This window comes from Bradyrhizobium embrapense, assembly GCF_001189235.2.
Taxonomy (GTDB): Bacteria; Pseudomonadota; Alphaproteobacteria; order Rhizobiales; family Xanthobacteraceae; genus Bradyrhizobium; species Bradyrhizobium embrapense.
The window spans coordinates 922,078-947,547 of the sequence record NZ_LFIP02000003.1 but is presented as its reverse complement, the minus strand read 5'-3'; the positions used below and the strand labels follow the sequence as shown (position 1 = coordinate 947,547).

General features: G+C 64.6%; 26 protein-coding genes. 8 read left to right on the top strand and 18 right to left on the bottom strand.

Annotated elements, in window-relative coordinates; all coding sequences use genetic code 11:
• Window positions 1-45 precede the first annotated feature (45 nt).
• The 5 genes from AKN83_RS18425 to AKN83_RS18405 all read right to left on the bottom strand — a co-directional run bounded on the left by AKN83_RS18425 (window position 46) and on the right by AKN83_RS18405 (window position 7,937).
• On the bottom strand, window positions 46-1,926 hold the full coding sequence (locus tag AKN83_RS18425) for a flagellin family protein (RefSeq protein WP_050403503.1): 1,881 nt from the start codon (window positions 1,924-1,926) through the stop codon (window positions 46-48).
• A gap of 7 nt (window positions 1,927-1,933) precedes the next feature.
• Entirely contained in the window at window positions 1,934-3,811 is a 1,878-nt protein-coding gene (gene flgK / locus AKN83_RS18420; protein WP_050403504.1) for a flagellar hook-associated protein FlgK, read from the bottom strand.
• A gap of 46 nt (window positions 3,812-3,857) precedes the next feature.
• Window positions 3,858-5,690: a flagellar hook-basal body complex protein gene (locus AKN83_RS18415; protein ID WP_050403505.1), complete on the bottom strand. Its 1,833-nt coding sequence runs from the start codon at window positions 5,688-5,690 to the stop codon at window positions 3,858-3,860.
• A gap of 186 nt (window positions 5,691-5,876) precedes the next feature.
• The gene (gene msrB / locus AKN83_RS18410) at window positions 5,877-6,377 is read right to left on the bottom strand and encodes a peptide-methionine (R)-S-oxide reductase MsrB (RefSeq protein WP_050403506.1); all 501 of its coding nucleotides are present in this window, start codon (window positions 6,375-6,377) and stop codon (window positions 5,877-5,879) included.
• 78 nt (window positions 6,378-6,455) lie between these two features.
• Entirely contained in the window at window positions 6,456-7,937 is a 1,482-nt protein-coding gene (locus AKN83_RS18405; RefSeq protein ID WP_050403507.1) for an NAD(P)/FAD-dependent oxidoreductase, read from the bottom strand.
• Between the two features lie 94 nt (window positions 7,938-8,031).
• Here AKN83_RS18405 and AKN83_RS18400 point away from each other — a divergent pair, with 94 nt between their 5' ends.
• Window positions 8,032-8,574 carry a SixA phosphatase family protein gene (locus tag AKN83_RS18400; RefSeq protein ID WP_050403508.1) on the top strand — a complete coding sequence of 181 codons (543 nt, stop codon included), beginning with the start codon at window positions 8,032-8,034 and terminating at the stop codon, window positions 8,572-8,574.
• 155 nt (window positions 8,575-8,729) lie between these two features.
• Complete coding sequence (locus AKN83_RS18395; RefSeq protein WP_050403509.1) at window positions 8,730-9,155, top strand: universal stress protein; 426 nt, start codon at window positions 8,730-8,732, stop codon at window positions 9,153-9,155.
• Window positions 9,156-9,548: 393 nt separating this feature from the next.
• On the opposite strand, the gene rpoH is transcribed toward AKN83_RS18395, so the two are convergent.
• From rpoH to AKN83_RS39750, 8 genes are all read right to left on the bottom strand, one after another.
• Complete coding sequence (gene rpoH, locus AKN83_RS18390) at window positions 9,549-10,469, bottom strand: RNA polymerase sigma factor RpoH (protein ID WP_050403510.1); 921 nt, start codon at window positions 10,467-10,469, stop codon at window positions 9,549-9,551.
• Window positions 10,470-10,489: 20 nt separating this feature from the next.
• On the bottom strand, window positions 10,490-10,999 hold the full coding sequence (locus AKN83_RS18385; protein WP_050403511.1) for a hypothetical protein: 510 nt from the start codon (window positions 10,997-10,999) through the stop codon (window positions 10,490-10,492).
• Window positions 11,000-11,014: 15 nt separating this feature from the next.
• Complete coding sequence (locus AKN83_RS18380; RefSeq protein WP_050403658.1) at window positions 11,015-11,335, bottom strand: hypothetical protein; 321 nt, start codon at window positions 11,333-11,335, stop codon at window positions 11,015-11,017.
• Between the two features lie 72 nt (window positions 11,336-11,407).
• Window positions 11,408-11,863: a small heat shock protein HspD gene (gene hspD / locus AKN83_RS18375; protein ID WP_050403512.1), complete on the bottom strand. Its 456-nt coding sequence runs from the start codon at window positions 11,861-11,863 to the stop codon at window positions 11,408-11,410.
• Between the two features lie 389 nt (window positions 11,864-12,252).
• Window positions 12,253-12,738, bottom strand: coding sequence for an Hsp20/alpha crystallin family protein (locus tag AKN83_RS18370; RefSeq protein ID WP_050403513.1), 486 nt, complete (start codon window positions 12,736-12,738; stop codon window positions 12,253-12,255).
• 133 nt (window positions 12,739-12,871) lie between these two features.
• Entirely contained in the window at window positions 12,872-13,129 is a 258-nt protein-coding gene (locus tag AKN83_RS39755; RefSeq protein WP_157113439.1) for a hypothetical protein, read from the bottom strand.
• Window positions 13,119-13,442, bottom strand: a complete 324-nt coding sequence (locus AKN83_RS18360; protein ID WP_050403515.1) for a hypothetical protein — start codon at window positions 13,440-13,442, stop codon at window positions 13,119-13,121. The genes AKN83_RS39755 and AKN83_RS18360 overlap by 11 nt, the downstream gene beginning before the upstream one ends.
• Complete coding sequence (locus AKN83_RS39750) at window positions 13,439-13,960, bottom strand: hypothetical protein (RefSeq protein ID WP_157113438.1); 522 nt, start codon at window positions 13,958-13,960, stop codon at window positions 13,439-13,441. Before AKN83_RS39750 ends, AKN83_RS18360 begins: the two co-directional genes overlap by 4 nt.
• Window positions 13,961-14,315: 355 nt before the next feature.
• Here AKN83_RS39750 and AKN83_RS18345 point away from each other — a divergent pair, with 355 nt between their 5' ends.
• From AKN83_RS18345 to AKN83_RS18330, 4 genes are all read left to right on the top strand, one after another.
• The gene (locus AKN83_RS18345; RefSeq protein ID WP_050403518.1) at window positions 14,316-15,242 is read left to right on the top strand and encodes a helix-turn-helix domain-containing protein; all 927 of its coding nucleotides are present in this window, start codon (window positions 14,316-14,318) and stop codon (window positions 15,240-15,242) included.
• Between the two features lie 150 nt (window positions 15,243-15,392).
• The gene (locus AKN83_RS18340) at window positions 15,393-15,698 is read left to right on the top strand and encodes a hypothetical protein (RefSeq protein WP_050403519.1); all 306 of its coding nucleotides are present in this window, start codon (window positions 15,393-15,395) and stop codon (window positions 15,696-15,698) included.
• Between the two features lie 36 nt (window positions 15,699-15,734).
• Window positions 15,735-16,103 (top strand): cupin domain-containing protein, encoded by a 369-nt coding sequence (locus tag AKN83_RS18335; protein ID WP_050403659.1) that lies wholly within the window; start codon window positions 15,735-15,737, stop codon window positions 16,101-16,103.
• Window positions 16,100-16,651, top strand: a complete 552-nt coding sequence (locus AKN83_RS18330) for a hypothetical protein (protein ID WP_175596493.1) — start codon at window positions 16,100-16,102, stop codon at window positions 16,649-16,651. The genes AKN83_RS18335 and AKN83_RS18330 overlap by 4 nt, the downstream gene beginning before the upstream one ends.
• Window positions 16,652-16,709: 58 nt before the next feature.
• On the opposite strand, the gene AKN83_RS18325 is transcribed toward AKN83_RS18330, so the two are convergent.
• Together AKN83_RS18325 and AKN83_RS18320 are read right to left on the bottom strand one after the other, a co-directional pair.
• On the bottom strand, window positions 16,710-19,253 hold the full coding sequence (locus tag AKN83_RS18325) for a bifunctional diguanylate cyclase/phosphodiesterase (protein WP_050403521.1): 2,544 nt from the start codon (window positions 19,251-19,253) through the stop codon (window positions 16,710-16,712).
• A gap of 345 nt (window positions 19,254-19,598) precedes the next feature.
• The gene (locus tag AKN83_RS18320) at window positions 19,599-19,835 is read right to left on the bottom strand and encodes a DUF1127 domain-containing protein (RefSeq protein WP_050403522.1); all 237 of its coding nucleotides are present in this window, start codon (window positions 19,833-19,835) and stop codon (window positions 19,599-19,601) included.
• A 180-nt stretch (window positions 19,836-20,015) separates the two neighbouring features.
• On the opposite strand from AKN83_RS18320, the gene AKN83_RS18315 reads away from it, so the two are divergent.
• On the top strand, window positions 20,016-21,359 hold the full coding sequence (locus AKN83_RS18315; RefSeq protein ID WP_050403523.1) for an aminotransferase-like domain-containing protein: 1,344 nt from the start codon (window positions 20,016-20,018) through the stop codon (window positions 21,357-21,359).
• An 18-nt stretch (window positions 21,360-21,377) separates the two neighbouring features.
• On the opposite strand, the gene AKN83_RS18310 is transcribed toward AKN83_RS18315, so the two are convergent.
• Window positions 21,378-21,737, bottom strand: coding sequence for a hypothetical protein (locus tag AKN83_RS18310; RefSeq protein WP_157113437.1), 360 nt, complete (start codon window positions 21,735-21,737; stop codon window positions 21,378-21,380).
• A gap of 90 nt (window positions 21,738-21,827) precedes the next feature.
• Entirely contained in the window at window positions 21,828-22,448 is a 621-nt protein-coding gene (locus tag AKN83_RS18305; RefSeq protein ID WP_244522013.1) for a hypothetical protein, read from the bottom strand.
• A gap of 71 nt (window positions 22,449-22,519) precedes the next feature.
• On the opposite strand from AKN83_RS18305, the gene AKN83_RS18300 reads away from it, so the two are divergent.
• The gene (locus AKN83_RS18300; protein ID WP_021077998.1) at window positions 22,520-22,954 is read left to right on the top strand and encodes a hypothetical protein; all 435 of its coding nucleotides are present in this window, start codon (window positions 22,520-22,522) and stop codon (window positions 22,952-22,954) included.
• A 21-nt stretch (window positions 22,955-22,975) separates the two neighbouring features.
• Here the strand turns inward: AKN83_RS18300 and AKN83_RS18295 are convergent, their stop codons facing one another.
• Entirely contained in the window at window positions 22,976-25,378 is a 2,403-nt protein-coding gene (locus tag AKN83_RS18295) for an EAL domain-containing protein (RefSeq protein WP_050403526.1), read from the bottom strand.
• Window positions 25,379-25,470 lie beyond the last annotated feature (92 nt).

Sequence of the window (25,470 nt, the reverse complement as noted above, 5' to 3'; positions counted from 1 at the left end):
AAAAGGCCTCCGCAAGGAGGCCTTTTTGCTGGCTGGAGATGAGGTTCAACCGATTGGCAGATATTTCAACAGCGTGGTCTGATACAGCATCGACGTGGTCTGATACGACGCCTGCAGGCTGGTCTGCAACGCCAGGATCTTGGTCGCAACCTCGTCCTGATTGACGCCCTCGACCGAGTCGAGCATCGTCTCCGCCATGCTCTTGAGCTGGGTCTGACGATCGGTGGCTGCCTTGGTCGCCGTCTGCGCACCGGCGAATTCGGCTTGCACGTCCTGGATCTGCTGCTGGCCGTTCTGCGGCGCGAGGTTTGCGCCGACGCGCTGCGCGAGTGCCGTCACCTGTGCGCTTGCATTCGGGTTGCTGGCGTTGGTGGTCACCGCCGCATATACCGCGACATTCTGCAGCAAATAGCGGAACGCCTGTTCGTTGGCACGCGCGCCATACTGCACGGTGATCGACTGATCGACCTGCGCGACGGCGGTGCCGCGCGCCGATCCCGGGCCATTCTCGCCGGTGTACCAGTACACGGTGTTGTCGGGCGTGCCCGCGACCAGATTGGTCGCCGTGTCGAACGGTGGTCCCCCTACCCTGAGGGGCGCCGGGGTCGCAGTCGTGTTGTTGGCGATGCCGAGCGCGCCGAGTGCGGTCGTGTTAGAGCTCGATATCGAGAGGCTCGCGCCATCGGCGCCGTGCAACGTGATCGCACCATTGCTGATGGTCGACGGGTTCTTGGTGCCGCTGACCTGGTCGATCTTCGCCATCAGCGTCTGCACGCTGTCGGTGATGTTGACCTGGTTGCCGGTGGCGCCCGAGGCAACGAAGGTGATCGAGGTGCCGTTGACGGTGATGGTGTCGCCGGCCGCGAAGCTCGTCGAGAGCGAGTTGGTGCCCGCCGCACCCGAGAGGGCGGTGGCGCCGCTGATCGGCGCCGGCGGCGTGTTCTGGTTGTTGGCAGCGGCGCCCGAGACGGTCGCGACCGGATTGAAGAAGTTGTTGGACGCCGCGACCGCCGAGGCCGCCACCAGCGACGTGTCGCTCAGCGTCTTGATCGACGAGGTCAACGTCGATTGAAGGTTGGCCGTCGTCGCCGTGGTGTCGGCACCGATCAGGAACGAGCCGGCCGGCGGCGGATTCGTGGTCGTCGCCGTGAGCTCGATCGCATCCGTGGTGCCGTCGGGCAGCGTGAAGTTGAACTTGATCTTGTCGCCGTCCTTCGGATTGACGGCGCCGAGATCGACCGAGGTGGACTTCGGCGTGCCGGCCGGCTGGGTCACGGTGGCGCCGGTCAATGACGATTGCACCGACAGCAGCTTGAGGCCGAACGGCGAGCCGTCCTCGGCGACGCTGGTCACCGTCGTGGTCGCCGGCGGCGACGAGACGCTGAGGCGTCCCATCAAACCGGTGCCCTGATCGGCCTGCTTGCGCTCGTTGATGAGCTGGGTGAGGCCGGCCTGGGTCGCCGTGCCCTTCAACATGGTGTCGGCCGAGACCGTGGCCGGCGTATCCATCGCGCGGCCGGAAAACAGGTAGCGGTCGCCGGACTGGCTGTTCAGCATCGCGACCGCGTTGGCAAACGCCGCCTGCGCGGTGATCTGACCCGAGGTCTGCCCGCTCTCGTTGAGCGTCAGCGTCGCGGTCGTCGCGGCGTTCTTCACCTGGGTGCCGACGTCGGACAGCCCCTGCAGACTGAGATTGGCCACGTTCAGGCGCGTGTTGAGATTGGTCGCAGTGTCCGAGAACGCGTTGATGCCGCTGATCTGGGCACGCAGGCTGAGCGCAAAGCCGCGATCGAGTCCCTGCCCTGCATAGGTCGTCGATACCCTGCCGGTCGCAAGCTGCGTCGTCAGGTCATTGAGCTGACTGCGCAGGTTGAGGATCGTGGTGCCGATATAGGAAGTTCTGCCGCTTACGCCGTCGATCGACATGTTACCCTCACGTGAGCTGCAGCAGCGCGTCGTACATCTGCTTGATCGACGACATCACGCGCGCATTGGCGGAGTATGCATTCTGCAACGACAGCAGATGCGCCATCTCCTCGTCCATGTTGACGCCGGAGGTCGAGTCCATCTTGGTCTGCAGCGTATTCAGCACGACGTCCTGACCGTCGGCCAGCTGCTTGGCCGCCGTCGCCGATTCGCCCTGCTGGCTGATGAACTGCTTGGCGAAGTTCAACAGCGTGCCGGTGAACGGCGCGCCGGACGTGCCGAGGCCGGTCTTCGGCGAATAACTGTACGAGGTGTTCGACAGCTGGTTCAGAATGAGATTGGCGCGCGTGGTATCGCCCGCCGGCGTCTGTGGATTGGTCGAATATACGACCATGCGCGAGGGATCGCCGACCAGGGCGGTGTTGACGCTGATGCGCGCGGCGAGGCCGGTCGACTGCGAGCCGTTCGCGGTGATCGCGCCGGTGTAGAGCCCGCCATTGTCGGTGAACAGCGGGAGCTGCGGATCGCCCGACGTCAGCGACGAAACGGTCGATGTGACCGACGCCGCGGTCACGTCGGCCTTGTTGGCGGCACCGTCGTCGAGCACGCGCAGCGTCGACCCGGAAGGATTGGAGAATTGCAAGCCGGTTCCGCCGAGCGCGCCGTTGAGCTGCGACAGCACCGAGCTCATGCCGCCGGAGAAATCCACACCCAGCACCTCGTCGTTCGGATCGACGGTCGCGGTGTTGCTCAGCGGCAGCACGCTCGGATCATCAACGCGGACGATCGACAGATTGTGCGTGATGCCGGTGGTATTGTCCTTGTAGGAGACGTGGATGGTGTTGCCACTCTGCAGCCCCGAGAGATCGAGGTCGAAGCCGGACTGCGCCCCGGCCGTCGCCGCGGTGCCCGCCGTCGTCTTGTCCGACAGCGCGCTCGACATCGCGGCGGCGAACTGGTCGATCTGTGTCTGGGCCTGCGCCAGCGTATTGTCGCGCAGCTCGAGATAGGCGGCGATCTTGCCTGACCGGATCGAGTTGGTCGACACCATGTCATAGGTGCCGCCATGCGGGAACGTGATGGTGATGGTGCCGACGGTGCTCTTGGTCGGGTCGGTATTGTACTGCGTGTTGGGCGTCATCGTGCCCTGGGCGTTGAAGCTGAGCGTCGCAGCTTCAGTGCCAACCAGCTGCACGCCGGAATTGGTGAACACGGTCACCTGGTTCTGGCTGTTGGTAACGGTACGGATGTCCATCAGCTGCGAAAGCTGGGTGACGTAGCGATCGCGCTGATCGAGCAATGCAGCGGTCGAGGCGTCCTGCGTGCCGCCGTTGGCCTGCAGCTGCACATTGAGGCGCGCGATCTGCTGCAACGCATTGTTGGCGGTGCTGACGGAATCGCTGATGCCGGCCTCGGCATTGGCGCGCAGCGTCTGGATGCCCTGCGAGGTCGCGTTGAGCTGCTGCGCCATGGATTGCGCGGCATTGACGACGCCGATGCGGGCCGACTGCGAGTCCGGGCTGGTCGACAACCCCTGCAGCGCGGTCAGGAACTTGTTGTAGGCGTCCTCGATCGTGCCGGTGGAGTCGGGATTGCCGTAGACGCCCTGCAGATTGGCAAGGAAGCTCGAACGGACGTCGGCGTAGGACGCGCCCGACGTCTCGGTACGAAGCTGGGTCTGCAGGAATTCGTCGAGCTGGCGGTTGACGCCGGTGATGAGGACGCTCGACCCGAACTGGCCGGTGGTGCCGGTATCCTGGTTGAGCGTCTTCCTGACGTAGCCGGGCGTCTCCGCGTTGGCGACGTTCGACGACACCAGCGAGAGCGAGGCCTGCGTGGCGCGCAGGCCCGACATCGCGGTGGAAAGGGCTTGGCTCAAACCCATGATGTGTACTCGCCTTTACTGCTTCACGCGTGTGTCGCCGCTGCGATCAGCGCACGACATTCAGGAGATCCTGCACCATCGAATTGGTCGTCGTGATCACCTTGGTGTTGGCCGAATAGGCCTGCTGGGTCACGATCAGCTTGGTGAACTCGTCGGCAATATCGGTGTTCGAGCTCTCGAGCGACGAACCGACAATGGTGCCGGCCTTGCCGAACAACGCCGCGCCGGACTCGTCGGTCGCCTCAAACGCACCGCCGTCGATGCGCTTGAGGAAGTTGGTGCCGTTGAAGGTCGCCACCGAGATTTCGGCGAGGTCGATGTTGCGGCCGTTGGTGTAGTTGCCGACGATGCGGCCGTTGGTCGAGACGCTTACCGACTGCAGCTGGCCGGCCGGAAAACCGTCCTGCTGGATCTGGTTGACCTGGACGTTGCCGTTGGCGTCCGCGAACTGGGTCACGCCGCCGGAGCCGAAATTGATCACGGGGCTGCCGAGCGACACGCCGTTGACCACGGCATTGTTGAGCGAGACGGAGGAGATCGCCGGCGACATCTGGCCGTTCGCCGCGAAGGTGAAGTTGATGTTGGCGTTCTGCCAGGAGACCTGCGTGCCGGTCGCATTGGGGTTGACCTGATAGAACAGGTTCCAGGTATCGGTATGTCCGGAGCCCAGCGAGGAGCTGTCGGTCTTGGCCCAGCGGAATTGCAGGTTCACCGGTGCACCCGAGACGTCGTAGGCCGTGACGGCGCCGCCCGATACGGATTCGTTCAGGAAAGTCGAGTTGTCGTTGCCGACAACCTGGCCGGTGCCGACGGTACCGCCGCCGCCGCGGGTCGCCACTGCCTGCCCAGTGAAGCCGAGCGCCGCAAGCGCGGTCGAGTTCGAGCTCGTCACCTGCAAGTCCGCCGCGGTGCCGGAGTGCAGGGTGATCTTGCCGCCGCTGATCGTCGACGGGGTCGCGGTGCCGGTGATCGCGTCGATCTTGGCGAGCAGCGTTCCGATGCTGTCGGTGACGTTGAGCTGGTTGCCGGTCGCGCCCGAAGCCACGAAAGTGATGACGGTGCCGTTGACCGTGATCGTATCGGCCGGCACGACCGGGGGGCCGGCAGAGCCGGCGCTGAAGCTGGCATTGATCGAATCGCTGCCCGCCGCGCCCGAAAGCAGGGTCGCCGCGGTATTGGCGACCGACGGCGTCGCCTTGTTGTTCTGCGCGGTGCCGGTAACCGATGAATCGGTGTAGGGCGCGGCCGGCGTGCCCAGCACCAGCGGGTTATGACCGGCGCTGAACGCGCCCGGCCGGATCAGCTCCGAACCGGGGACGGAGGTGTCGTGCGACGTGGTCAACGGATAGGATGCGAGGTTGGCGCGGTAGTCGATCTTGGTGGTCTGCTGCGCCGGCAGGAAGTCGTTCTTGAACCGCAGCACCTGCGGCGAGGAGCCCGACGGGTTGCCGGTGGTCGGATCGATCGGCACGCCCTCGAGATAATAGCCGGCGCCGTTGACGAGATAGCCGTCCTTGTTGAGCTGGAAATCGCCGCGGCGGGTGTAGCGGTCGACGCCGTCGAACACCGGCGAGCCGTCGGTGAAGCTGCCCGGCTTCTGCACCGCGAAGAAGCCGTTGCCGTTGATCGCCATGAAGGTCGCGACCGATGCCGACTGCACGTCGCCCTGCACCGAGTTGGTCGAGCGCGACTGCGCCGTGACGCCGCCGGCGAGCTGCGCGGTCAGCGCGGTCTGCGGGACGAGGTCAAGGAAAGAGGTATCGATGCGCTTGAAGGCCGTGGTCTGCGAGTTGGCGATGTTGCCGGAGATGTTTTCCAGCGCGTACGACCCTGCGCGCAAGCCACCGACCGCCGTCGTAAGAGCGCCGAAGATACCCATGACATGTTCTCCAATTCGATTCCCGGCGGCTGGCAATCACAGGAATGGCCGCATCGGCGGAGCATGTCGCAAAGGTCGTGCCACGAAACGAAACGTAACAAAATCATGCGCTTGAAAAAAAAGCCCCGGCCGTTTAACCGGGGCACAATTGCCGGGCCGGCAACAATTGCCGGGACGATTGTGGCGTCAGGTCGCCGAGGGCGCGGCCGGGTGAAACACCAGCGCAAATCCGTCCATGCAGTAGCGCAGCCCGGTCGGCTTCGGGCCGTCGTCGAAGACATGGCCGAGATGGCCGCCGCAGCGGCGGCAATGCACCTCGGTGCGCAGCATGCCGAAGGTGCGGTCCGACGTGGTGCCGATCGCATTGTCCAGCGGCTTCCAGAAGCTCGGCCAGCCGGTGCCGCTCTCATACTTGGTCTCGGACGAGAACAACGGCAGATCGCAGCCGGCGCAGGCGAAGGTGCCCTTGCGGTGCTCCTTGAGCAGCGGGCTCGATCCCGGCCGCTCGGTGCCTTCCTTGCGCAGGATCTCGTATTGCTGCGGCGTCAGCTGCGCGCGCCATTCGGCGTCGGTCTTCTCGATCTCGAATTTCTCGGCGGCGTGTGCCGGCGAGGCGCGCAGCCAGCGGAAGGCGGCGATGCCGAACAGGCCGGCGACGGAAGCAAGCAGGATGCGGCGATCGATCATCAATCATCTCCGATGCGGACGGCCAAAGCTGGCGAACAAGACTGGCTCGTCACCAAATACGAACCCCGCCGCCCGACGTTACATCCGCCCGTCGGAGATCCGCTCACTTTCTTGCGAGGGATGAACATCCTCAGCCTGCCGGGGCGCGGGTGGCGGCACCGGCCGCACGGCGGACGGCGGCGGGCGGCGGGGCGCCGGCCCCCGGGTTCCCGCCTTGAGATTGGCCTCGGCCAGCCGCGCCTCGCGGCGCTGCTCCTTCGCACGCGCACCCTCGCGGTAACGCGCCAGCACGCCCGCCGCGGATGCGGCGCCCCTCGCCCACAGGCCGATGAAATGACCGGCGACCCGGCCGGTGGTGCCGCCGGCCCAGACCAGTTCGAACGGCGAAAACAGCCGCCAGCGGTCGTCGCCCCACAGGATGCTGCGCGCGATCAGCTGCCCGGCGAGCGCCGAGGTGTTGAGCCCCTGCCGGCCGAAGCCGCTCGCCACCCACAGACCCCTGCGCAACTGCCCGATCTGCGGCATGCCGTGCACGGTGACGCCGACCGCGCCCCCGAACGTGTCGGCGATCGGAACCTTGCCAAGCTGGGGAAACACCGTGGCGATGCGACGCTGCACCGCCGCACCAAACCGCTGCGGCCGCGCGTCCCAGGTGGTCTCGGGACTGGCCCACAGCAGGCGATCGCCGTCGACGACGCGGAAATGGTCGATGCCGTCGCTGTCGAGGACCGAGCCGGAAAAGGCGATCGCCTCCGCCAGCCGTTCTCCGAGCGGTTCGGTCAACGCCGCGTAGCGCCACACCGGCAGCAGCGTATCCGACAGGCGCTTCAGCGGCGCGCCGAGATGGATGTTGCCGGCGAGCACGATATGGTTGGCGCGCAGCCGCGCCGTCGGCGTCACGATGCGTTTGCGGATGCCCGAAAAATCGATGCTGACGACCGGCGTTTCCTCGAAGATCCGCACACCCGCCCGCATCGCCAGCGCGGCGAGACCATGGACATATTTGCGGCCGTCGATCTGGAACGCCTTCGGATAAAAGATGCCGTGGAAATAGCGCCCGGTCCGGAGCACGCTGCGCACGCGATCGACCTGCCAGCCTTCGACCTCGGTGGCGAATTCCTCGCCCAAAATCTGCAGGCGGCTGATCAGCGCTTCGCCGACATCGACATTGGAAACTTCGAGCACGCCGTCGCTGGGGCTGATGCCAGGGATCAGATCCTCGGTGGCGGTGGCGCGGACATAGTCGGCGCCCTCCTTCGACAGCGCCCACAATTGGCGGGCATCATCGAGGCCGACACGCTCGATCACATCCGAGATCGGCAGGCCGAAGCCCGGCATCACGGTGCCGAGATGGTGGCCGGAGGCGTTCCAGCCGATTTGGCGGCCCTCGAGCACGGCGACGCTGGCGCCAAGCCGCGCCGCCTCGCGTGCCACGGTCAGGCCGGCCAGCCCGGCCCCGACCACGCAGATGTCGACGTCGAGGTCGAATGCCAGACGGTCGCGGGACGGCGAGGCCGCCTTGTCGGGGCCGCCTGCCGCACTTGTGGTAGTCTCGCTCATGTCGTTTCTTACGAACCGCTGCGGCGCTTGTCACCTTGTCCGGGGCATGAGCCTGTAGAATTAATTCGACCAGACCGAATCGAGATGGAAGTCCATGCGCCGTTTGCTGCTGCTGCGTCACGCCAAGACCGAAACCGACGCGCCTTCGGGGCAGGACCAGGACCGCCGTCTCGACGAGCGCGGCCACCGCGATGCGGCGGAGATCGGCGGCTGGATCGCCCGCCACCCGCCTTTGCCCAATCTCGCCCTGGTATCGCCGGCGGTCCGCACCACGCAGACCTGGGAGATCGTGCGCGGGGCGCTGAAGGGTGCGGGACCTGCGCCGAAAGTCGAACTCGTGCCGGAACTCTACGGCGCCGATCCGGCGCAGTTGCTGATCGCGATCCGGATGGCGTCCGTCACCGACCCGAAGCGGCTGATGCTGATCGGCCATAATCCCGGCATGCACGAGCTCGCCCTGACGCTGACCGGCAGCGGCGACGAGGCCGCCAAGCGCGCGCTCGCCGACAACCTGCCGACCTCGGGGCTCGCCGTCTTCGACTTCGCGACCGACGACTGGAACGAGGTCTCCTTCCGGCGCGGCAAGCTCGTCCTGTTCGTCAGCCCCAAACTGTTGAAGCAGGCCTCGCGCGGCTGACGCAAGCGGACAGCGCCGCCCTGCCATGCTATATTGCTGCCGGCGCGACAGGGGGACCGGTTCGCGGCGACACACAGGCTACGTCAAGAACAAGAAGCGCGCGTCCCGGCACAGGGACCAAACGGCTCCAGACCCATCGCGGACAGGAGGCGCAGATGTACAAGTCCATTCTCGTGCCGATCGACCTCGCCGACACCGATCTGGCGAAGCCGGCGATCGCAACCGCTGCGACGCTGTCGCAAACATGGAACGGGACGGTGCGTCTGCTCAACGTGCTGCCGATGACGCCGGTGATGCTCGCCGAATATGTCCCGGCGGATTTCGACAGCCAGCAGCGTGAAACATCGGAGGAAGCGCTCGCCATCGTCGCGCGCGAATCCGGCATCGCGCCCTCCCGCATCTCCGGCGTGGTCCGCCAGGGCGGCATTTATCACGAGATCCTCGAAGAGGCCGCGAACATGAAGGCCGACCTGATCGTGATGACCTCGCACCGCCCGGCGATGCGCACCTACTTCCTCGGCTCCAATGCCGGACACGTGGTGCGCTACGCCAAGTGCTCGGTGCTGGTGGTGCGGCACTAAAGCGGAATGAGTTTTGGGGCCTTCGCACAGGCGGCGCTGCCAAAATATCGAAAACAACCCCATGCACAGTAACCGGCGGCTGCCGGCGTTCCACCAAGCAGCTTGACACGTCGGGCAACTCAGGGATATATTTCTAGTATTCCGAAATTGCGCCCCGCATCCCCCTCGCCTGCACGTCACAGGCGGGAGAGGAAGGCGCGCCCTATCTGCGGCTGCGACCTGATCTCATCCTGCCTTGATCCGACCAGGACGCGGACTTACTCGCCTGCGGCCATGGTGGAATTTGGCCTGTACGGGTCCTCAAGGATGCGGACTAGCTCGGCCGCAACGGCGGCTCCGGCTGCGGCCATGGTATTTGCAATCAGCAGGGAGAGAACGACGGGCGTCAACATCTCAGACCTGGCGAGCGGACTGCGTGTTGGTTGATTTGACGGAGCTCTGCGTCTGGCAGGCGTCTCCTTGTTGCATCGCGGATTTGACTTTCTGGAATGCCCGCGACTCTATTTGGCGGACGCGCTCTCGCGAGATGCCATACTCGATCGCGAGCGCGTCGAGCTTGGGAGGAGCCTCGGTGAGTTGGCGCATCGTAAAGATATGTCTTTCGCGCGGACTGAGAGTTTGAATGGCAGCTTGCAACGCTGCGCGACGTCGCGCCAATTCTTCGTCTTCAGCAATCTTGATGTCGTGGCAAGGTGAAGGATCGACCAGTCGTTCGAGCGCATCACCCGCCTGCGGCGCGTCGTTGAGCCGGGAATTCAAGGAGACTTCGCCGCGCAAGCGACGATCCATATCCACGACGTCACGTTCAGATACTTTGAGGCGTTCAGAGATTGTCTTGGCTTGATCCGGTCGCAAATCCCCGTCATCGAGCGCCGAAATCGCGCTCCTGGTCCGCCTCAGCTTGAAGAACAGCTTCTTCTGTGCAGAGCTCGCCGAAATCTTCACCAGCGACCACGACCGAAGGACGTATTCCTGGATCGTCGCCTTTATCCACCACATCGCATAGGTCGAAAGCCGAATCCCGCGCTCTGGATCGAAGCGCCGCACCGCCTGCATCAAGCCGACATTTCCCTCGGAAACGATGTCGGCGATTGGCAAGCCGTAGCCCCGGTAGCGCATCGCGATCTTCGCGACGAGACGCAGATGGCTGGTGACGAGGCGATAGGCTGCATCGCGGTCGCCGTGCTGACGCCAGCGCCGTGCGAAGCGGGTCTCCTCTTCCTGAGTCAGGACCGGAAACTTGCGAATTTGGCCGAGATAGTGCGTGAGCCCGCTACTGATGGATGGCTGCAGTTGAGAGACGGTTTGCTGCATTGGCCCCTCGCAAGAGCTTCCTAGACGTCAATGGAAACAGAGTCCGGACCATCGCGCCCCTGATGAGGGCCAGATCCCTTACCCTGATCGGCGGCGGGCTCTGGTTCCGGCCCCACAAGGTTCAAGGCATCAACGATGTCGTCGAAGGTGACGGCATTGGCCTGAACGGGTTGGCTTGGGCCTGCAACCGCGCAAGCGTTTGCGGCCCAGGATGACAGGATTGCCCGCTTCTCGTACGGCGTCAGATCGCAGTCGTCGACGACGTCCATCGGATGAGCGAATGCGCCGGCCGGGTCCAGCAGCGCGGCCATTTCAAGCGTTGTCGTGCGTCCCTCGATCCTCGGCAGCAGCGCGCAGATGCGGTCGGGGAACGCCTCTCGCAGAAGTCCTGTCGCGGAGGCCTGCTCTTCGCTCAATCGGCGCTCGACATAGCAGCGTTCAAGGTCCGAAAGACGCGTTGCGAGCAGCCTGCGATAGCGCTCGATATTCCTTCGGTGCGCACGCAGCCGTTGCAGGTTCGCTTCGAGCATGATCCGCCCCCGGCCTCAGGCAGCAATGGCACGTTCGGTAGAGCGCAATCGGCAGGGCTTGCCTCCGGGAGAATTCCGGGGACCGCCATCGAGCTCGCACAGCGCTTCCAGGATCTCGTCGATTGAAACCGGCTTCTTCAGTCCGGCAGGCGAACGCATCGAAGGGCACGATGCGATCGCAGAGGCATCCGACGCCCAAGATGCCAGAATTGCTCGCTTCTCGGCGACCGTGAGGACCGGGTGATTCACCACATCCTTCGGGTGCTCGAAGACGGTGCCGGGATGAAGCAGCGCGTTGAAGTCGAAAACATTGTCGTCGGCGGTCGTCGGCCGCATGGTATCCTCCTTTTCATTGACGATGAGCGGCGGCCGCGCGACGCGTCGCGCGGCTGCCAACCGGAGCCCTGACTAGGCTGCCTTGGCTTCGAGCTTCTGGACGTTGTCGGCCGGTGCGCCGTTGATCGCGATTCGGCGCGGCTTCATGGCTTCCGGGATTTCCCGGACCAACTCGATCTTGAGCAGGCCATTGTCGAACGCGGCGCTCTTGACCTGAACATAGTCCGCCAGATTGAACTGACGCTTGAAGTTGCGGGTCGAGATTCCGCGATAGAGGAAGTCCCGCTCGGTCTTGTCGGACTTGCTGCCTTCGATCGTGACCACGTTCTGCTCGGCCGTGATCGTGATATCGCCGGGCGCAAAACCGGCAACCGCCAGCGAAATCTGGTAGCGGTCCTCCGCCAGCCGTTCGATATTGTAGGGGGGATAGTTGTCCTCGCCGGCCCGCTGGGCCATTTCCGCGAGGTCGAACAGGCGGTCGAAGCCAACGGTCGAGCGCCACAAGGGAGAGAAGTCGTAAGTGCGCATAGCCAAATCCTCCTAAGAGCAAGATGGATACGAGCGACACCGGACACGACCGGTGCCCGCCTCAGTGCCCGGGCCCTTGCGGCGCCCAGACGCCACCGTTCGATGGCGACAAAAAAATTAGCAAGGTCGCTTTTAGTTTCAAGAGGGGGGCAGAAAATTTTCTGGTGACCGTCAGCGGCGGCCCGGCGCCTCCGGCTTTCGTTAACAAACACCGAGGGACCTCTCGTCGGCCCCGGTTGCGCCGATGAAGACTGCGGCCCGGTGCATTGACCAGGGAAACGCCCGTTCACCGAGGGCGCAGCAATGCGGGCGGCGCCTTCAGCGCCGTCCGCATGATTTAGCCTGGAGCACGATCCGGAAAACCGCTTCGCACTTTTCCGGATCATGCTTTAATGGGTGTTGATAGCGATGCGCTTGACGCCTTCTCGCGGGTTGTCGGACTTCGGCAAGGAGATCGTCAGGACGCCGTTCTTGAACGATGCCTCCGCCCTGTCCTCGTGCACGCCCTCGAGCGGGATCTGGCGCTCGAAGGAGCCGTAATAGCGCTCGGTGAAGTACTTGCCCTCCCCGTTGCGCTCGGCCTTCTTCTCACCGCGGATGGTCAGGACGCCATTGGCAATTTCGACCTGGACGTCCTTCTCGGTCATGCCGGGCAGTTCCGCCGAGATGGTCAGATTCTTGTCGCCATCGTTCAGCTCGAGCCTTGGCCAGCCGAAGCGGGTCTCCATGAGCGGACTGGTGCCGCCGAAGCCGCGAAACACATCGTCAAACAGACGATTCATCTCCCGATGCAGCGTCATGAAGGGATCGTAAGTATCGCGCACGGGCGCAAGCTCCTGGTTCTTTGTCCAGGGAATGAGATCACGAATAGCCATGTTTCTTCTCCTGCTGATACGGCTTTGTTCTCCTGTTGATACGGGGCGGTGCGGGCGCACTTGCCCACAGCCGGCGTCCCGATGTTGTGACTGCGGTCAAGATCTGCGGTTCTTTCAAGCGCCTCCTTTGATTTTAAGCTGCTTTGATCTCGTGCGCGCCTGCAAGGCGTTGCATCTGGTCCTCGGCTGCCGCGGCCAGGCGGAGCAACCTCTGCCGGAGTTCACCCGGCAGGTCATCCTGCGCCAGCAGCTTTTGGCAGTGCAACACGACGCGACGTTCGCTGTCGACGAGAAAAACGCGCACGTTCTGCGGAAGCGGCCGCCCACCCTGCGATGCGGGCGGCAGGATGCAGGCTTGGACATCTTCGGCCTCGTCGGCTTCAGCTGACACGGGGCAGGTCCCGCTCATCATCCCAGGGAAGGCGGAACATGCCGGGATGGCTGCTGTCCGGCAGCAGCAGGGTGTCGACCTTGAACAGCGGCCCGTCCGGCTTCCAATCCATCCAGCGCATCGAATCGAGATAGCGGACGGGTGGGAGCGGCAATACATGGCCGGCTCGATCGGACATCGCTTTGGGCGTGCTGTCCATGGCAGTGGCGCCGGTCGGCGACAATATCGCCAATGCGAGGGTGCCGGCGATAAATCTCCGGCTACGGCTGAAATTCTCCGGCGTGGCGGAGACGGGTTTTCGATTCCTGGTCATCTCATCCTCCTGTCGGTACGAAGCTGATCCATCCGATCGTCAGAAAGCTGAGGACGAACATGAGCCAATGCAGTACAGCCGTCCCGCTTTTTCGCGATCGAGTTTGCATGCGTCTGCTCATCTTGGGTCTCCTGGTGTGTCTCTCCTTTCTCCTTCGAGCTTGAGCCGGCCATCGTCGCGGATGGCCTCATCAGAAGGTCATCGCCGGCGCCGTTGTCGCGGGCTCCGACTTCCTCCGGCCTCTCGGCAACCAGCGTCCGGACCGGCTCGGCGGCAAACGACTTGGGAATCGAAAAAATCGCGTTCAAGGGCTCCCGCAATTTTTTTTTGCGACATCCAGCCGGCGGATCGAATGTGATCGCTCGTCTCGCAGGCGTCATCCTTGCTTCGCTGGCTTCGCAATTTATCCTCGATGGAATCCGGCCAGGGCTCCTGTTGATCGATGACAAGCCCGAACACGGCAGTTCGGAGCGGCACATCGAGCCGCCGGCCGCAGCCCCGCAGTCGATTTCAAGCATCGAACCAGTTTCGCGGCGGGACTACCCGATGGGGACGAGGCTCTTCTGATCCGAAGGCCGCGTCGCCGCGGACGGCACTGCTCTTACTGCCGTGGCCCGTCCCGGCAGGGCCCGCTCGGACCTCCGGCGAGGCCCGCCTGCTCGCCGCACTCAGGGTAGCGTGGAGGTCAAGCGCCGGTCATCCAATTCGATACCGCCCGTCTCGGCGAACATATCCGCCATCGAAATTCCGTACCGAACAGCATAGTCGAATTCCGGTCGATCCGTTGCCGACTTGAAAGTCAGAACTGCAGGAAAGACATTGCTAGCCTTGTGGTGGCCTTGTACCCTCGCAACTTCAAGACTGGGGGCAGCCTTGGAAAGAGACGAACTCGAGCGCCTGGCGGGTCGCAAGTTGCGGCTGAGCTTCGAGGAGATTGTGGGCCATCCTCGCCTGCCGGAGGCGCGACGCGCCTATATCGTGGCCTTCTGTGATTTGTACGAGGGTGATCCGTTCTTGGTTCGCCTGCTACTCCAGGCCGGCCGATTCCTTGTCTTCCTGAGTGCAGCGGTGCTTGAGGCCGCACAGGATCCGGCGCGACGCGAAACCTGGTTCACGGTCTCCGCACTGAAGCGGCAGCTCAATATGCACGGACACGCGAGCGACCGGCAGGTGGATCATCTCCTGGCACGGCTTTGCGAGGTCGGATTTATCGAGCAGAGCCGCGCGCCGGCCGATCGGCGCGTGCGGCTCCTGGCAACCACGGACAAGCTACGCTCGCATCACGCCGAGTGGCTTGCGACGCACTTCGTACCGCTTGCCAAATTGTACCCCCATCATGATTACAGCCCGGTACTGTCACGAAATCAGGCCTTCAACGCGACCCACTGCCGGGTGGGCCTGCCCTTCTTTCCGGTCTCTGTTCGCCTCATGATGACGCTACCCGATACGATGCTGTTTTTTTCCCATGCCGCCGGCCCACTGATTCAGAATGCGGTCCTGAAGGCTGCCATGGATGTGGGCGATCCAGCCGCAGCCATCCCCTACATGGATGTGGCTGATCGCTTCGGCGTTTCGCGAACCCATATCCGCAACCTGATGAACCTTGCGCAGGCGGCCGGTCTCGTCAGGATCATTGGGCGCGGCGGCCGGAGCATCGAGATCATGCCACGCCACTGGGCGAGCTACGATCGTGGCCTTGCAGTTGGAATGTATCTGCACGATGCGGTCAACCTCGTGGCGATGCGCGATTGGACAAAGGCTCGGCACGAGCACGCCGATCGCCTGTTGCTCGTGGACTGATCCTGTCTGCGGCTCCTTCTCTGCCTGTTCGATAGGCGCAAAGTTTTCCGACTGCATCTCGCTTGAAACCGCTAGACTTTGTTCGCGGCCCGACATTGCCCCCAAAGGACGATCTATTTTTCAATTTTCTTTTAGTTAGGGAAAATTTCGATGACCGAAATCAACAGCGGCGGGCACGGCTCAACTGCCGTGCCGCTCCGTTCGCTTGCATATGCTGTGCTCATTGCGATCCTGGCTGCCTTTGGCCTGTACGCCATGTTCATCGCGGGTCCTGCCATGCGCGCCGCTGCGCGCGATGACCTCGTGCGGACGGTTGCCGAGGAAGATCGCCGATTCTGTGGAATGTTCGGAATCGGCGCGGGCACAGACAACTTCGCTGCGTGCAGCAGGGAGTTGTCGATTGTCCGGCAGCGACAGGTTGATCGCGACGATGCCGCCGCCCAAGGTCTGCTTTAGCGACTACCCGAAATTTCTTCCGCATAGGATTTGATCATGGTCAGACGTTCGATGTTTGCACTTGGGATTGCTGCGATCTGGATCGGCTCGGCTGCGGGGCAGGACGCTCCTCCCTCCTATCAAGCCGACCCGACGGTCTATAAGGTCATCTTCGAAGATCAAAACTTCCGTGTGATCACGGCGACCTGGAAGAAAGGTGCGACGGACAAGCCGCATTCACACCCGAATCCTTTCGTGGTCTACGCGCTCGAGGATTGCACCGTGCGAGTCCACAATCCGGACGGCACGGCGCGCGAACTGAAGAACAAGGCCGGAGTTGCCAGCGCGGGCCCTTTAACTTCCTCGCATACGGCTGAAAATGTCGGCGAATCGGACTGTCGAGCCCTTCTGGTGGAACGAAAATGATCCGGCACCAGACAATGCTCGCCGCGGCGAGCGGTCCATCGCCGCTTATCGGCTCGATCATGCCCGGCGTTAATCGAAGGACAGGCACCATGCATTCTCGGATCGCCCCGATCGTCATCGCCGTCTTTGCATTGCTTGGCGCAATTGCGCCTCCGGCAGGGGCTGAGCAGCCGACCGATACACGAGAGCCCGTGCAACGAACGGAGGCGGAGAGAGCTTTCGTGCTGGAGCAGATGCGACTGTTCCTGACCACCGTGGTGGAAATCGAGGAAGGGCTTGGCTCGGGCGATCTGGATCTGGTCGCACGCGAGGCAGCGGCACGCGGCCGCAAGGCCAATGCCGCACTGGCCCGCCCGCCCACCTTGGCCGCCAAAGAGAGCGACGCCTGGAAAGCGATGATCGGCTCGGTCCGCAGCGGCTTTGACCAGATCGCCGAGGAAGCGGCTGCGCGCGCGCCGACGGCAAAAATCAACAAGACGCTTGCCGATACGATGAGGAATTGCGTTGCCTGCCATCAAGCCTATCGCATTGCCGCGGAGGCGCGTTAGGCCACTGCTCGACTTGTTTTTCGTAGCCGGTGAACCGCATTGCCGAGGACAATTGCACCTAAAGGCGATTCCGTTTCGGCTCGATCCGGCGTGCCTCGCGCTCGATGCCGGCGGCGACCAGCGGCGCCTGGTCGGCGGTGACGGGCGGGGAAAACACGAAGCCCTGCACGAGGTCGCAGTCGAGGGTGCCGAGCACGTCCACTTCGGCTGGCAATTCGGCGCCCTCCGCCACCACCGTCATGCCGAGCCCGTGCGACAGCGCGATGATGCCGCCGAGCAACTTGCGCTTCTCCGGTGCGGTGGAGATGCCGTCCACGAAGGCACGGTCCACCTTCAGCCAATGGAACGGCAGCCGCGTCAGGTAGCCGAGCGAGGAATAGCCGGAGCCGAAATCGTCGAGCGCGAGGCGGACGCCGAGACCGGAGAGCGCGGTCAGCGTGCGGCTGATGCGCTGCTCGCTATGATCGACAAACAGGCTTTCGGTGAGCTCGAGGCAGAGCAGCTTCGCGGGAAAGCCGGTCTCCCCCAGCACGGCCGAGACGATCGTCTCGAAATCCACGTTCCAGATCTGCGCCGGCGAGACGTTGACCGAGACGGAGCGCGGCGGCAACCCGGCATCGAGCCAGGCGCGGCCCTGCCGGCAGGCCTCACGCAGCACCCACTGGCCGAGATCGACGATGAGCCCCGAGCTTTCGGCGATCGGGATGAACTCGGCCGGCGAGATCGGCCCGCGCTCGGGATGGGTCCAGCGCAGCAGCGCTTCGAAGCCGGTGACGCTGCCGGTCCGCAGGTCGAGCTGCGGCTGGTAATGGGCCTCGAGGGCGCCGGTCTCCACCGCATGGCGCAGATGCCGGCCGAGGTCGAGCCTTTGATCGACGGCCTGCGCATAAACCGGCTCGAACAGTTGTGCGCGGCCGCGCCCGGCTTCCTTGGCCATGTAGAGCGCGAGGTCCGCGTTGCGCACGGCGGCCTCCGCAGTCGCCCCATGCTCCGGCAGACGGGCAATGCCGATGGTGGCGCCGACGACGGCTTCACCCTCGGCGAGATCGACGGGCACGGACAGCTTGGCGATGAGTCGATCGGCAAGCCCGGTCAGCGCGGCATCGGACATGCCGCATCCTTCCGCCAGCACGGCGAATTCGTCGCCGCCGAGCCGCGCGATGAAGGCGCGCGGCCCGAGCTCCTGCCGCAGCGCGGCCGCTACCTGGATCAGCAATTTGTCGCCGGCGGCATGGCCGAGGGAATCGTTGACCTCCTTGAAGCGATCGAGGTCGATCAGCAGCAGCGCGGCACCGCGGTCGTCGCGAGCGCAGCCCTCGATCAAGGCGGCGAGCTGGCGCGTGAACAGCGCGCGGTTGGCAAGGCCGGTCAAAGGATCGCTGTAGGCGAGCTGTTCGAGCTGGCGCTCAGCCTCCTTGCGCTCGGTGACGTCCTGCACGGTGCCGATGATGCCGACGACCTTGTCGTGGGCCACCTCCGCCTTGCAGATCACTGCCAGATCGCGGGCGCTGCCGTCAGCGTGCAGGATGCGCAGATCGGTGGCCTCGGTTCTGCGGGTGCGGAGCACCCTCCTCTGCACATCGCGGAAGCGATCGGCGTCGTTGCCCAGGAAACGCGGCCCGATGTTCTCGTCGGTCGGTTCGAAGGTATCGGAGTCGAAGCCGAGCAGCTGATAGAGCTCGATCGCCCAGACCGTGCGGCCGGTGTCGAGCCGGTAGCTCCAGGTGCCGATCTTGCCGAGCCGGTGGGCTTCCTCCAGCGCCCGCGTGCGTTGGTCGAGCAAGGCCTTGGCCGCCCTGAGCTGGGTGATGTCGCTGGCCGTGCCGCGATAACCGAGAAAGCTGCCATCATCGGCGAAGATCGGCTTGCCACTGGTGCAGATGCTGACGCGCGATCCGTCCTGGCCGATCACCGTATAGGTGAAGTCGCGGAAAGGGCGGTGCGCCTCCATGTCGGCCCGGTGCCGCGCCATGCCCTCTTCGTCTTCAGGCGCATAGGCGAGCTCCCAGCGCGCACTTCCACCGGACGCGATCGTCTGGAAAGCGGCATTGCCGTCGAGCGATTTGGGATAGGGCAGCAGCCGATGGGCGGCGTCGCTCTCCCAGCACCAGTCCGAGGCGGTCGAGACAAAGTCGGCCAGCCGTTGCTCGCTCTCCGCCAGGCGCCGCAGCGCCGAGGTCTCCTCGGTGACGTCGCGGACAATGCCGGACACGCGCCGAACCTGACCGCGCGCGTCGAATTCCGGCTCGCCATGCACCACGCAGTCAAGCAGGCTGCCATCGGGACTGCGCAGCCGCGTCCGCACGGCATAGGGCTGGCCCTCCGCCCAGCAGGCCGCGTAATGCGTCTCCAGAAGCTTCCGGCTTTCGGGCAAATAGCGTGCGCGCACCGTCGCGATCGGGACGTAGCCGTCGACCGTCTCGAATTGGTAGAAGGCTGCGAGCTCGGGCGAAATCCAGAGATCGGTCGCAGCGGCGCTCTGCGACTCCCAGTAGCCCATGCGGGCCAGCCTGATGGCGCAGCGCAGCGACCGCTCCTCGTGCCAGCGGCGACGCGCTTCCCGGGTCGAGGCCTGCCCTTGCGACAATTTGCGAGCGGCCATCGGTCCCCAACTACAACGCTAGCGTACGCAACTATTACGCTAGCATAGAGCGCCACAACCTTGGAGCGACGGCGGGCACAAACCGGGATTGTTCCGCTTCTTTGGTGTAGTTTCGGTGAATTCCGCAACCGGCGGCAAGTGTGCGGGGCGACCCACCTGAACAGAACTTCGCCGTACTCAAATACTGATCGTTGCAAAGCCGCACCACGAACCGTCGGGATCGGCCGCGATGCGATCGCTCCGATCACGCGAGGCCGGCACTCCGATCGGATGCGCCGTCTGTTTCGCCAGCGCAGGACAGGGCCAATCCTGAACCCGTCTCGCTCCGGCGCATCACGCTGCTGTTTAGCGAATCCGCACCAGGTCAATGTCGAGTTCGCCGGCGACGGCCGGCTCGATCTGGCAGCGCGAGATTCCGATATCGCGCAGCGTCCGGTCGTCGAGCTGGCGCAGCGTCTTGATCGCCTCCCGGCGCACCCAATAGGTCGCGAGTGCATCGCCCAACACCCGGAGCAATCGGAGCAATCCGACCAACGTGCTGGACCGCACGGGCGCTGCGGCGGTTGAGGATATCGTCGTCATTGTCATCTCCTTCGAGGCCCAAACGGCAAAGCTATGCCGTTGACACAAATGCGGTTTCAGCACCTGGGCCGTCAGACCTCGGATTGCCTGCGCACTCCTCGGTACAATCATGGGCTTGTTCCCCCTTAAATGATCCGGTACATTGCTCGGAGCAAGTAAAACATTGCTCTCGGTGCAATAATGTCGAGGTTCGAATATCTGAAGCTGGCGGATGCGGTGGCCGCCGAGATCGCCAGCGGCGCGCTGAAGGCGGGCGACCGCCTGCCGCCGCAACGCCATTTCGCCTATGACCGCAACATCGCAGTCTCGACCGCGAGCCGGGTCTACACCGAGTTGCTCCGGCGCGGGCTCGTGGTCGGTGAAGTCGGCCGCGGCACCTTCGTGTCCGGCGAGGCGCGCCGCGGCAACGTCGCCCCGCCCGAACCGCGTGGCGCCCGCATCGATCTCGAATTCAACTATCCGCTGCTGCCGCATCAGGCGACGATGATCGCCAAGAGCCTGGAAGGGCTGGAGCGGCCCGAGGTGCTCGAGGGCGCGCTGCGGCCGGCGACCAGTTTCGGCACGCGGGCGGCGCGCACGATCTCCGCGGAATTCCTGGCGCGCAAGAGCTGGACTCCGAATCCCGACCAGATCGTATTCACCGCCAACGGCCGGCAATGCATCGCCGCCGCGCTAGCCGCCGTGGTGCCGCCCGGCGGACGCTGCGGCGTCGAGGCGCTGACCTATCCGTTCGTGAAGGGCATTGCCGCACGGCTCGGCATCGCGCTGGTGCCGCTTGCGATGGACGAGCACGGCGTGCGTCCCGACGCGGTGCAGAAGGCCCACCGCGAGGCGCATCTGTCCGCGATCTACGTGCAGCCCACGATCCAGAACCCGCTCAGCATCACGATGCCGGTCGAGCGGCGCGCCGAGCTGTTGCGCGTGGTGGAGAAGCTCGGCCTCATCGTCATCGAGGATGGCGTCTATGGATTCCTCGACGACGAGGTGCCGCTGGCCGCGCTCGCGCCGGACAGCTGCATCGTGCTCGACAGCCTGTCGAAGAAGGTCGCGCCCGGCCTCGCACTCGGCTTCATCGTCCCGCCGCCGCGGCTGCGCGAAAACGTCATGGCCGCAGTGCGCTCGGGCGGCTGGACCGCGTCGGGCTACGCCTTCGCCGCAGGGCAGCGGCTGATGGCCGACGGCACCGCGGCCGAACTGTCACGGCTGAAACGGATCGACGCCGGCCGCCGCCAGCAGATCGCGGCCAAGCATCTGGCCGGTTTCGAGATCCAGACCAACCCGAAGTCCTATCATCTGTGGCTGACCTTGCCGCCGCACTGGCGCTCGCAGACCCTGGTCGCGGCCGCGGCGCGCCGCGACATCGCGCTGACGCCATCGACCACCTTCGCCGCAACGCCGGGACACGCGCCCAATGCGGTGCGGCTCGCGCTCGCCGCGCCGCCGATGGAGCAACTCGACATCGGCCTGCGGACCTTGGCGGGAATGCTGAGCGCGACCGAAGAGGATTTTGATTCGACGGAGTGACGTCGCAGCATCAGGACATCAAAAGCCACAGGCTGCATACGTCTTTCTCACCAGACGAAAATGCGCGCCGTCGGCGACGAAGTCGACATCGAGGCACTGGTTGCCCCTGCGATATTCCCCGATCACGCCGCACTGCAGATATTCGAGGTTGATCCGCCAGCGCTTTTCCTGCGGTGAGTAGGTCGCAAAGTCGTGCTGCGCGACAGGCCGGCCCTTGCAAATTCCAGCAACATATTGCCGCACATCGAGCGGCAAAGCATTGACGTGACTGGGATCAAGCGGATCATGCTTGTTGCCTACGCTGCCGCCTTTGGAAAGCGCCGGTGGGATGCTCGAGAGCACAAGGCATAAAGCCAGGATGGGGGTCCGGATTGTCATCTGACACTCCCAGCTGAAAGCAAATCTGCTGCTGACTTTACAGCACGTTGCTTACAGCCCACTTACAGTCCGTCCGCGAGAGCGGCCGCCTCACTGATTGCAACTCTCCTTCGGCAACAGCGCATCGGGCAATTGATCGAAGCCGTAGCGCCGCGGCCGGTTGCGGCCGACGAAGCCGCCGACCTGCCAGGCGAACAGCGCGGCGAAGCCGACCAGGAACAGCGCGCCCATCCAGTTCGCAGCCAGCAGCGCCATCACCAGCAATCCGGTCATTGCCACCGCAAGCCACGCCAGCAGCGCCAGCGCGGCAGTATATGTCTTCGGCCCGAGGCCTCCGACCAGCCGAGCCGTACTGCCCGCCGCCTGCATGCGGCGATGCAGTTCGACGATGAAGTCGCGGTAGAGATGCCCTTGCGGCGCAACCAGCGTCGCGGTCTGCCAGGTGGTCGACAGGATCGCGATCCGGCCGCCCTTGGCGTTGTCGATGTCGGCGCGAAACCGCTGCTGCTGCATGGAGACCGGACGGTAGGACAGTTTCACGCCGGAGATGTCGGCGTATTCCCACACGCCCGACCTGCCGGCGATCCGCCACGACAGCCCCTCCCCGGTCAGCTCGAACTGGTGCGCCGAGCCGACCAATGAGGCCTTGTAGGCATAGCGCACCGGCGGGCCCTCACCTGCGTCAGACCGGTCCTGCAACGTTGTTGGCAATCCGCCGTCCCACCTGTTCCGACACATCCGCGCGCTTGCATGGGATGTCACGCCTATCCTACAAGCGAGCCATGCCCGAGACGACCTATTTTCCGCGTTACCTCATCCTCGGCGGCGCGATGATATCCGGCGTGCTGCTGGCGCTTGCCGTGCACATGCTCGGCGCGCGCTACGGGCTCGATCTCGGCGGCCTGTGGCGCTCCGATAGCCACGAGTTCATGCCGGCAGGCGCGGCGATCGCCTGGTGGCTGATCGCGAGCGTCGGATTTTCGGGCGGCTACTTCACCGCCAATCTGATGCACAGCGCGGTGGCCGGCCAGATCCCGCAGCGGATGCGGCAGTTCCTGATCGTCGTCGGCGTGCTGATGCTGGCCGGCGCCGGCCAGGCCGCGTCGGCGCCGAGCGCGGTCTCGACCATTTCCGCCGTGCTCGCCGGCCTCGCCGCGCTATGCCTCGGCGCGGTGATGGCGTTCTGCGGCGCCTATTTTGCCCTGCGCAAGAGCTGAGCGCCGCGCCCCTCTTCCAGATCAGGCGACCGAGCGCTCGGGCACCCGGTGCAACATCTTGGCGACCTCAGCCGCTGGCCGCGGCGGGCTGAACAGGTAGCCCTGCGCCTGCGTGCAGCCTTCCTGGCGCAGCAGGTCGAACTGGGTATCGGTCTCGACCCCCTCGGCGGTGGTGACGATGCCGAGGCTCTTGCCGAGACCGGTGACGGCGCGCACGATCGCCATCGAGTCCTCGCGCGTCGCAAGGTCCGTCACGAAGGAACGGTCGATCTTGATCTTGTCGAACGGGAAGCTGCGCAGATAGCTCAGCGAGGAATAGCCGGTGCCGAAATCGTCCAGCGAGATGCGGACCCCGAAGCCACGCAGCTCGTGCAGCACCGCGAGCGTCGCCTCGCTATTCTGCAGCAGCACCGATTCGGTGATCTCGAGCTCGAGCCGATCCGGCGACAGGCCGGACGCCGCCAGCGCCGCCTTCACCGACGACACCAGACTAGGGTTCTTGAACTGCACCGGAGACAGGTTGACGGCGACCGCGATGTCCGCGGGCCATCTCAGCGCCTCCGCGCAGGCCTTGCGCAGCACGATCTCGCCCAGCGGAACGATCAGCCCGGTCTCCTCGGCGACCGGGATGAAATTGTTCGGTGCGATCAGCCCGCGCAGCGAATGATTCCAGCGCACCAGCGCCTCGAAGGCGACGACCCGATCGCCCACGACATCGCGGATCGGTTGATAATAGACCTCGAACTCGTCGCGCTGGAGCGCGAGCCGCAGGTCACGCTCGAGCAGGCGACGCGCCTGCGCGCGCGCATCCATCCCGGTCTCGAAGAACCGATAGGTGCCGCGGCCGTCGGCCTTGGCGCGGTACAGCGCCAGATCCGCCTTTTGCAGCAGCTCGTCGGGATCCTTGCCGTCCTCGGGCGCGAGCGAGATGCCGATGCTGACGCCGATCACGAGCTGATGGCCCCCGATCTCATAGGGTGCGGCGATCCGCTCCACCACCGCGCTTGCCAGCGACGACACCACCGACGGCTCGCAGTTGCTGCAGAACTGCACGATGGCGAACTCGTCGCCGCCGAGCCGCGCCACGGTGTCGTGCTCGGTCACGCATTCGCCGAGCCGCCGCGCAACCTCGCGCAACAGCGCATCGCCGATCGGATGTCCGAGCGTGTCGTTGATCTCCTTGAAATGATCGAGATCGAGGCAGAGCACCGCCAGCTGGTCGGAGCGCTTGGCCAGTCTCGAAGCCTTCTCGAGCTGCTCGCGGAACAGCGTCCGGTTCGGCAGATTGGTCAGCGCGTCATGCCGCGCCATGTGTGAAATCTGTTCCTGGGCCTGCTGCCATTCGGTGATGTCCTCGAAGGTCGCGACCCAGCCGCCACCCTTCATCGGCTGATCGACGACGCGAATCGCGCGTTCGTTGCGGCTGACGATCCGCGTCGCGCTGTGGCCGGCCCTTGCCTCGGCGATGAGCGCGTTGCAGAATTCCTCGGGATCGCCGTCCCACTCACCGACCGAATGCAGGTCCTGCAGCACGTCGATCAACAGGCGTCCCTGCAGCGGGACGCGGTTGCGCCCCATGATCTCGCTGTAGCGCTCGTTGAACAGCATGATGCGGCCATCGGCATCGAACATGCACAGTCCCTGCGACATGTTCTCGAGCGCGGTATCCAGCACCACCTTCTGCTTGTGCAGCTCGGTCTTGGCGCGGCGATCTAGGATCGAGGCGACCAGCGACAGGCCGAGGATCGCGAAGGCCGCAACCGCGGTCATGAACGACAGCACGCGCGGCGAGACCGTAAGTCCGTCGGGAACGATGGTCGGATCCGGAACGAGCGTCACCGCGCCCATCGCGGTGAAGTGATGCGAGACGATCGCGATGGTCAGAAGGCCGGTCGCGGCAGCCGTAAGACCGAACCGTTCGCCGCGCGCGGCAACGATGAGCGCGAGCGCGCCGAACAGGCTGCCGAATACGATCGACGCCGCGACGATGCCAGGCGACCAGACGATGCGCGCAGGCAGTTCCAGTCCGAGCATGCCGGTGTAATGCATCGCCGCGACACCGGCGCCGACGATCGCGCCACCGGCCGCGACCGTCCACCAGCGTTCGTTGAGCGTTGCGACCGCGAGGCCGACGGCCAGGATCGCAACCGCGAGCACCAGCGACAGCAGCGTGATCGGTATGTTGTATCCGGCCTCGATGCCGGGATCGTACGCCAGCATGGCGACGAAATGGGTGGCCCAGATGCCGCAACCGCCGACCGCCGCATCGAGACCGATCCAGACCTCGCGGGATCGTCCCTCTGCCGCGCGGGCGCGGTGAAACAGGCTAATCGCGACGGCGCTGGCGAGCAGACAGATCACCCCACCGAGGACGACCAACCGCCAGTCATGTTCCAGGGTGAGACAGGTGAGAACGCGATACATTATAGGCCCCATTTATGGACCTATAAGAACAGGTGCATTCGTGTACGAACGGTAACCGCACCGCAGCAAGGGTCCACGCATGGTGAAAAAGC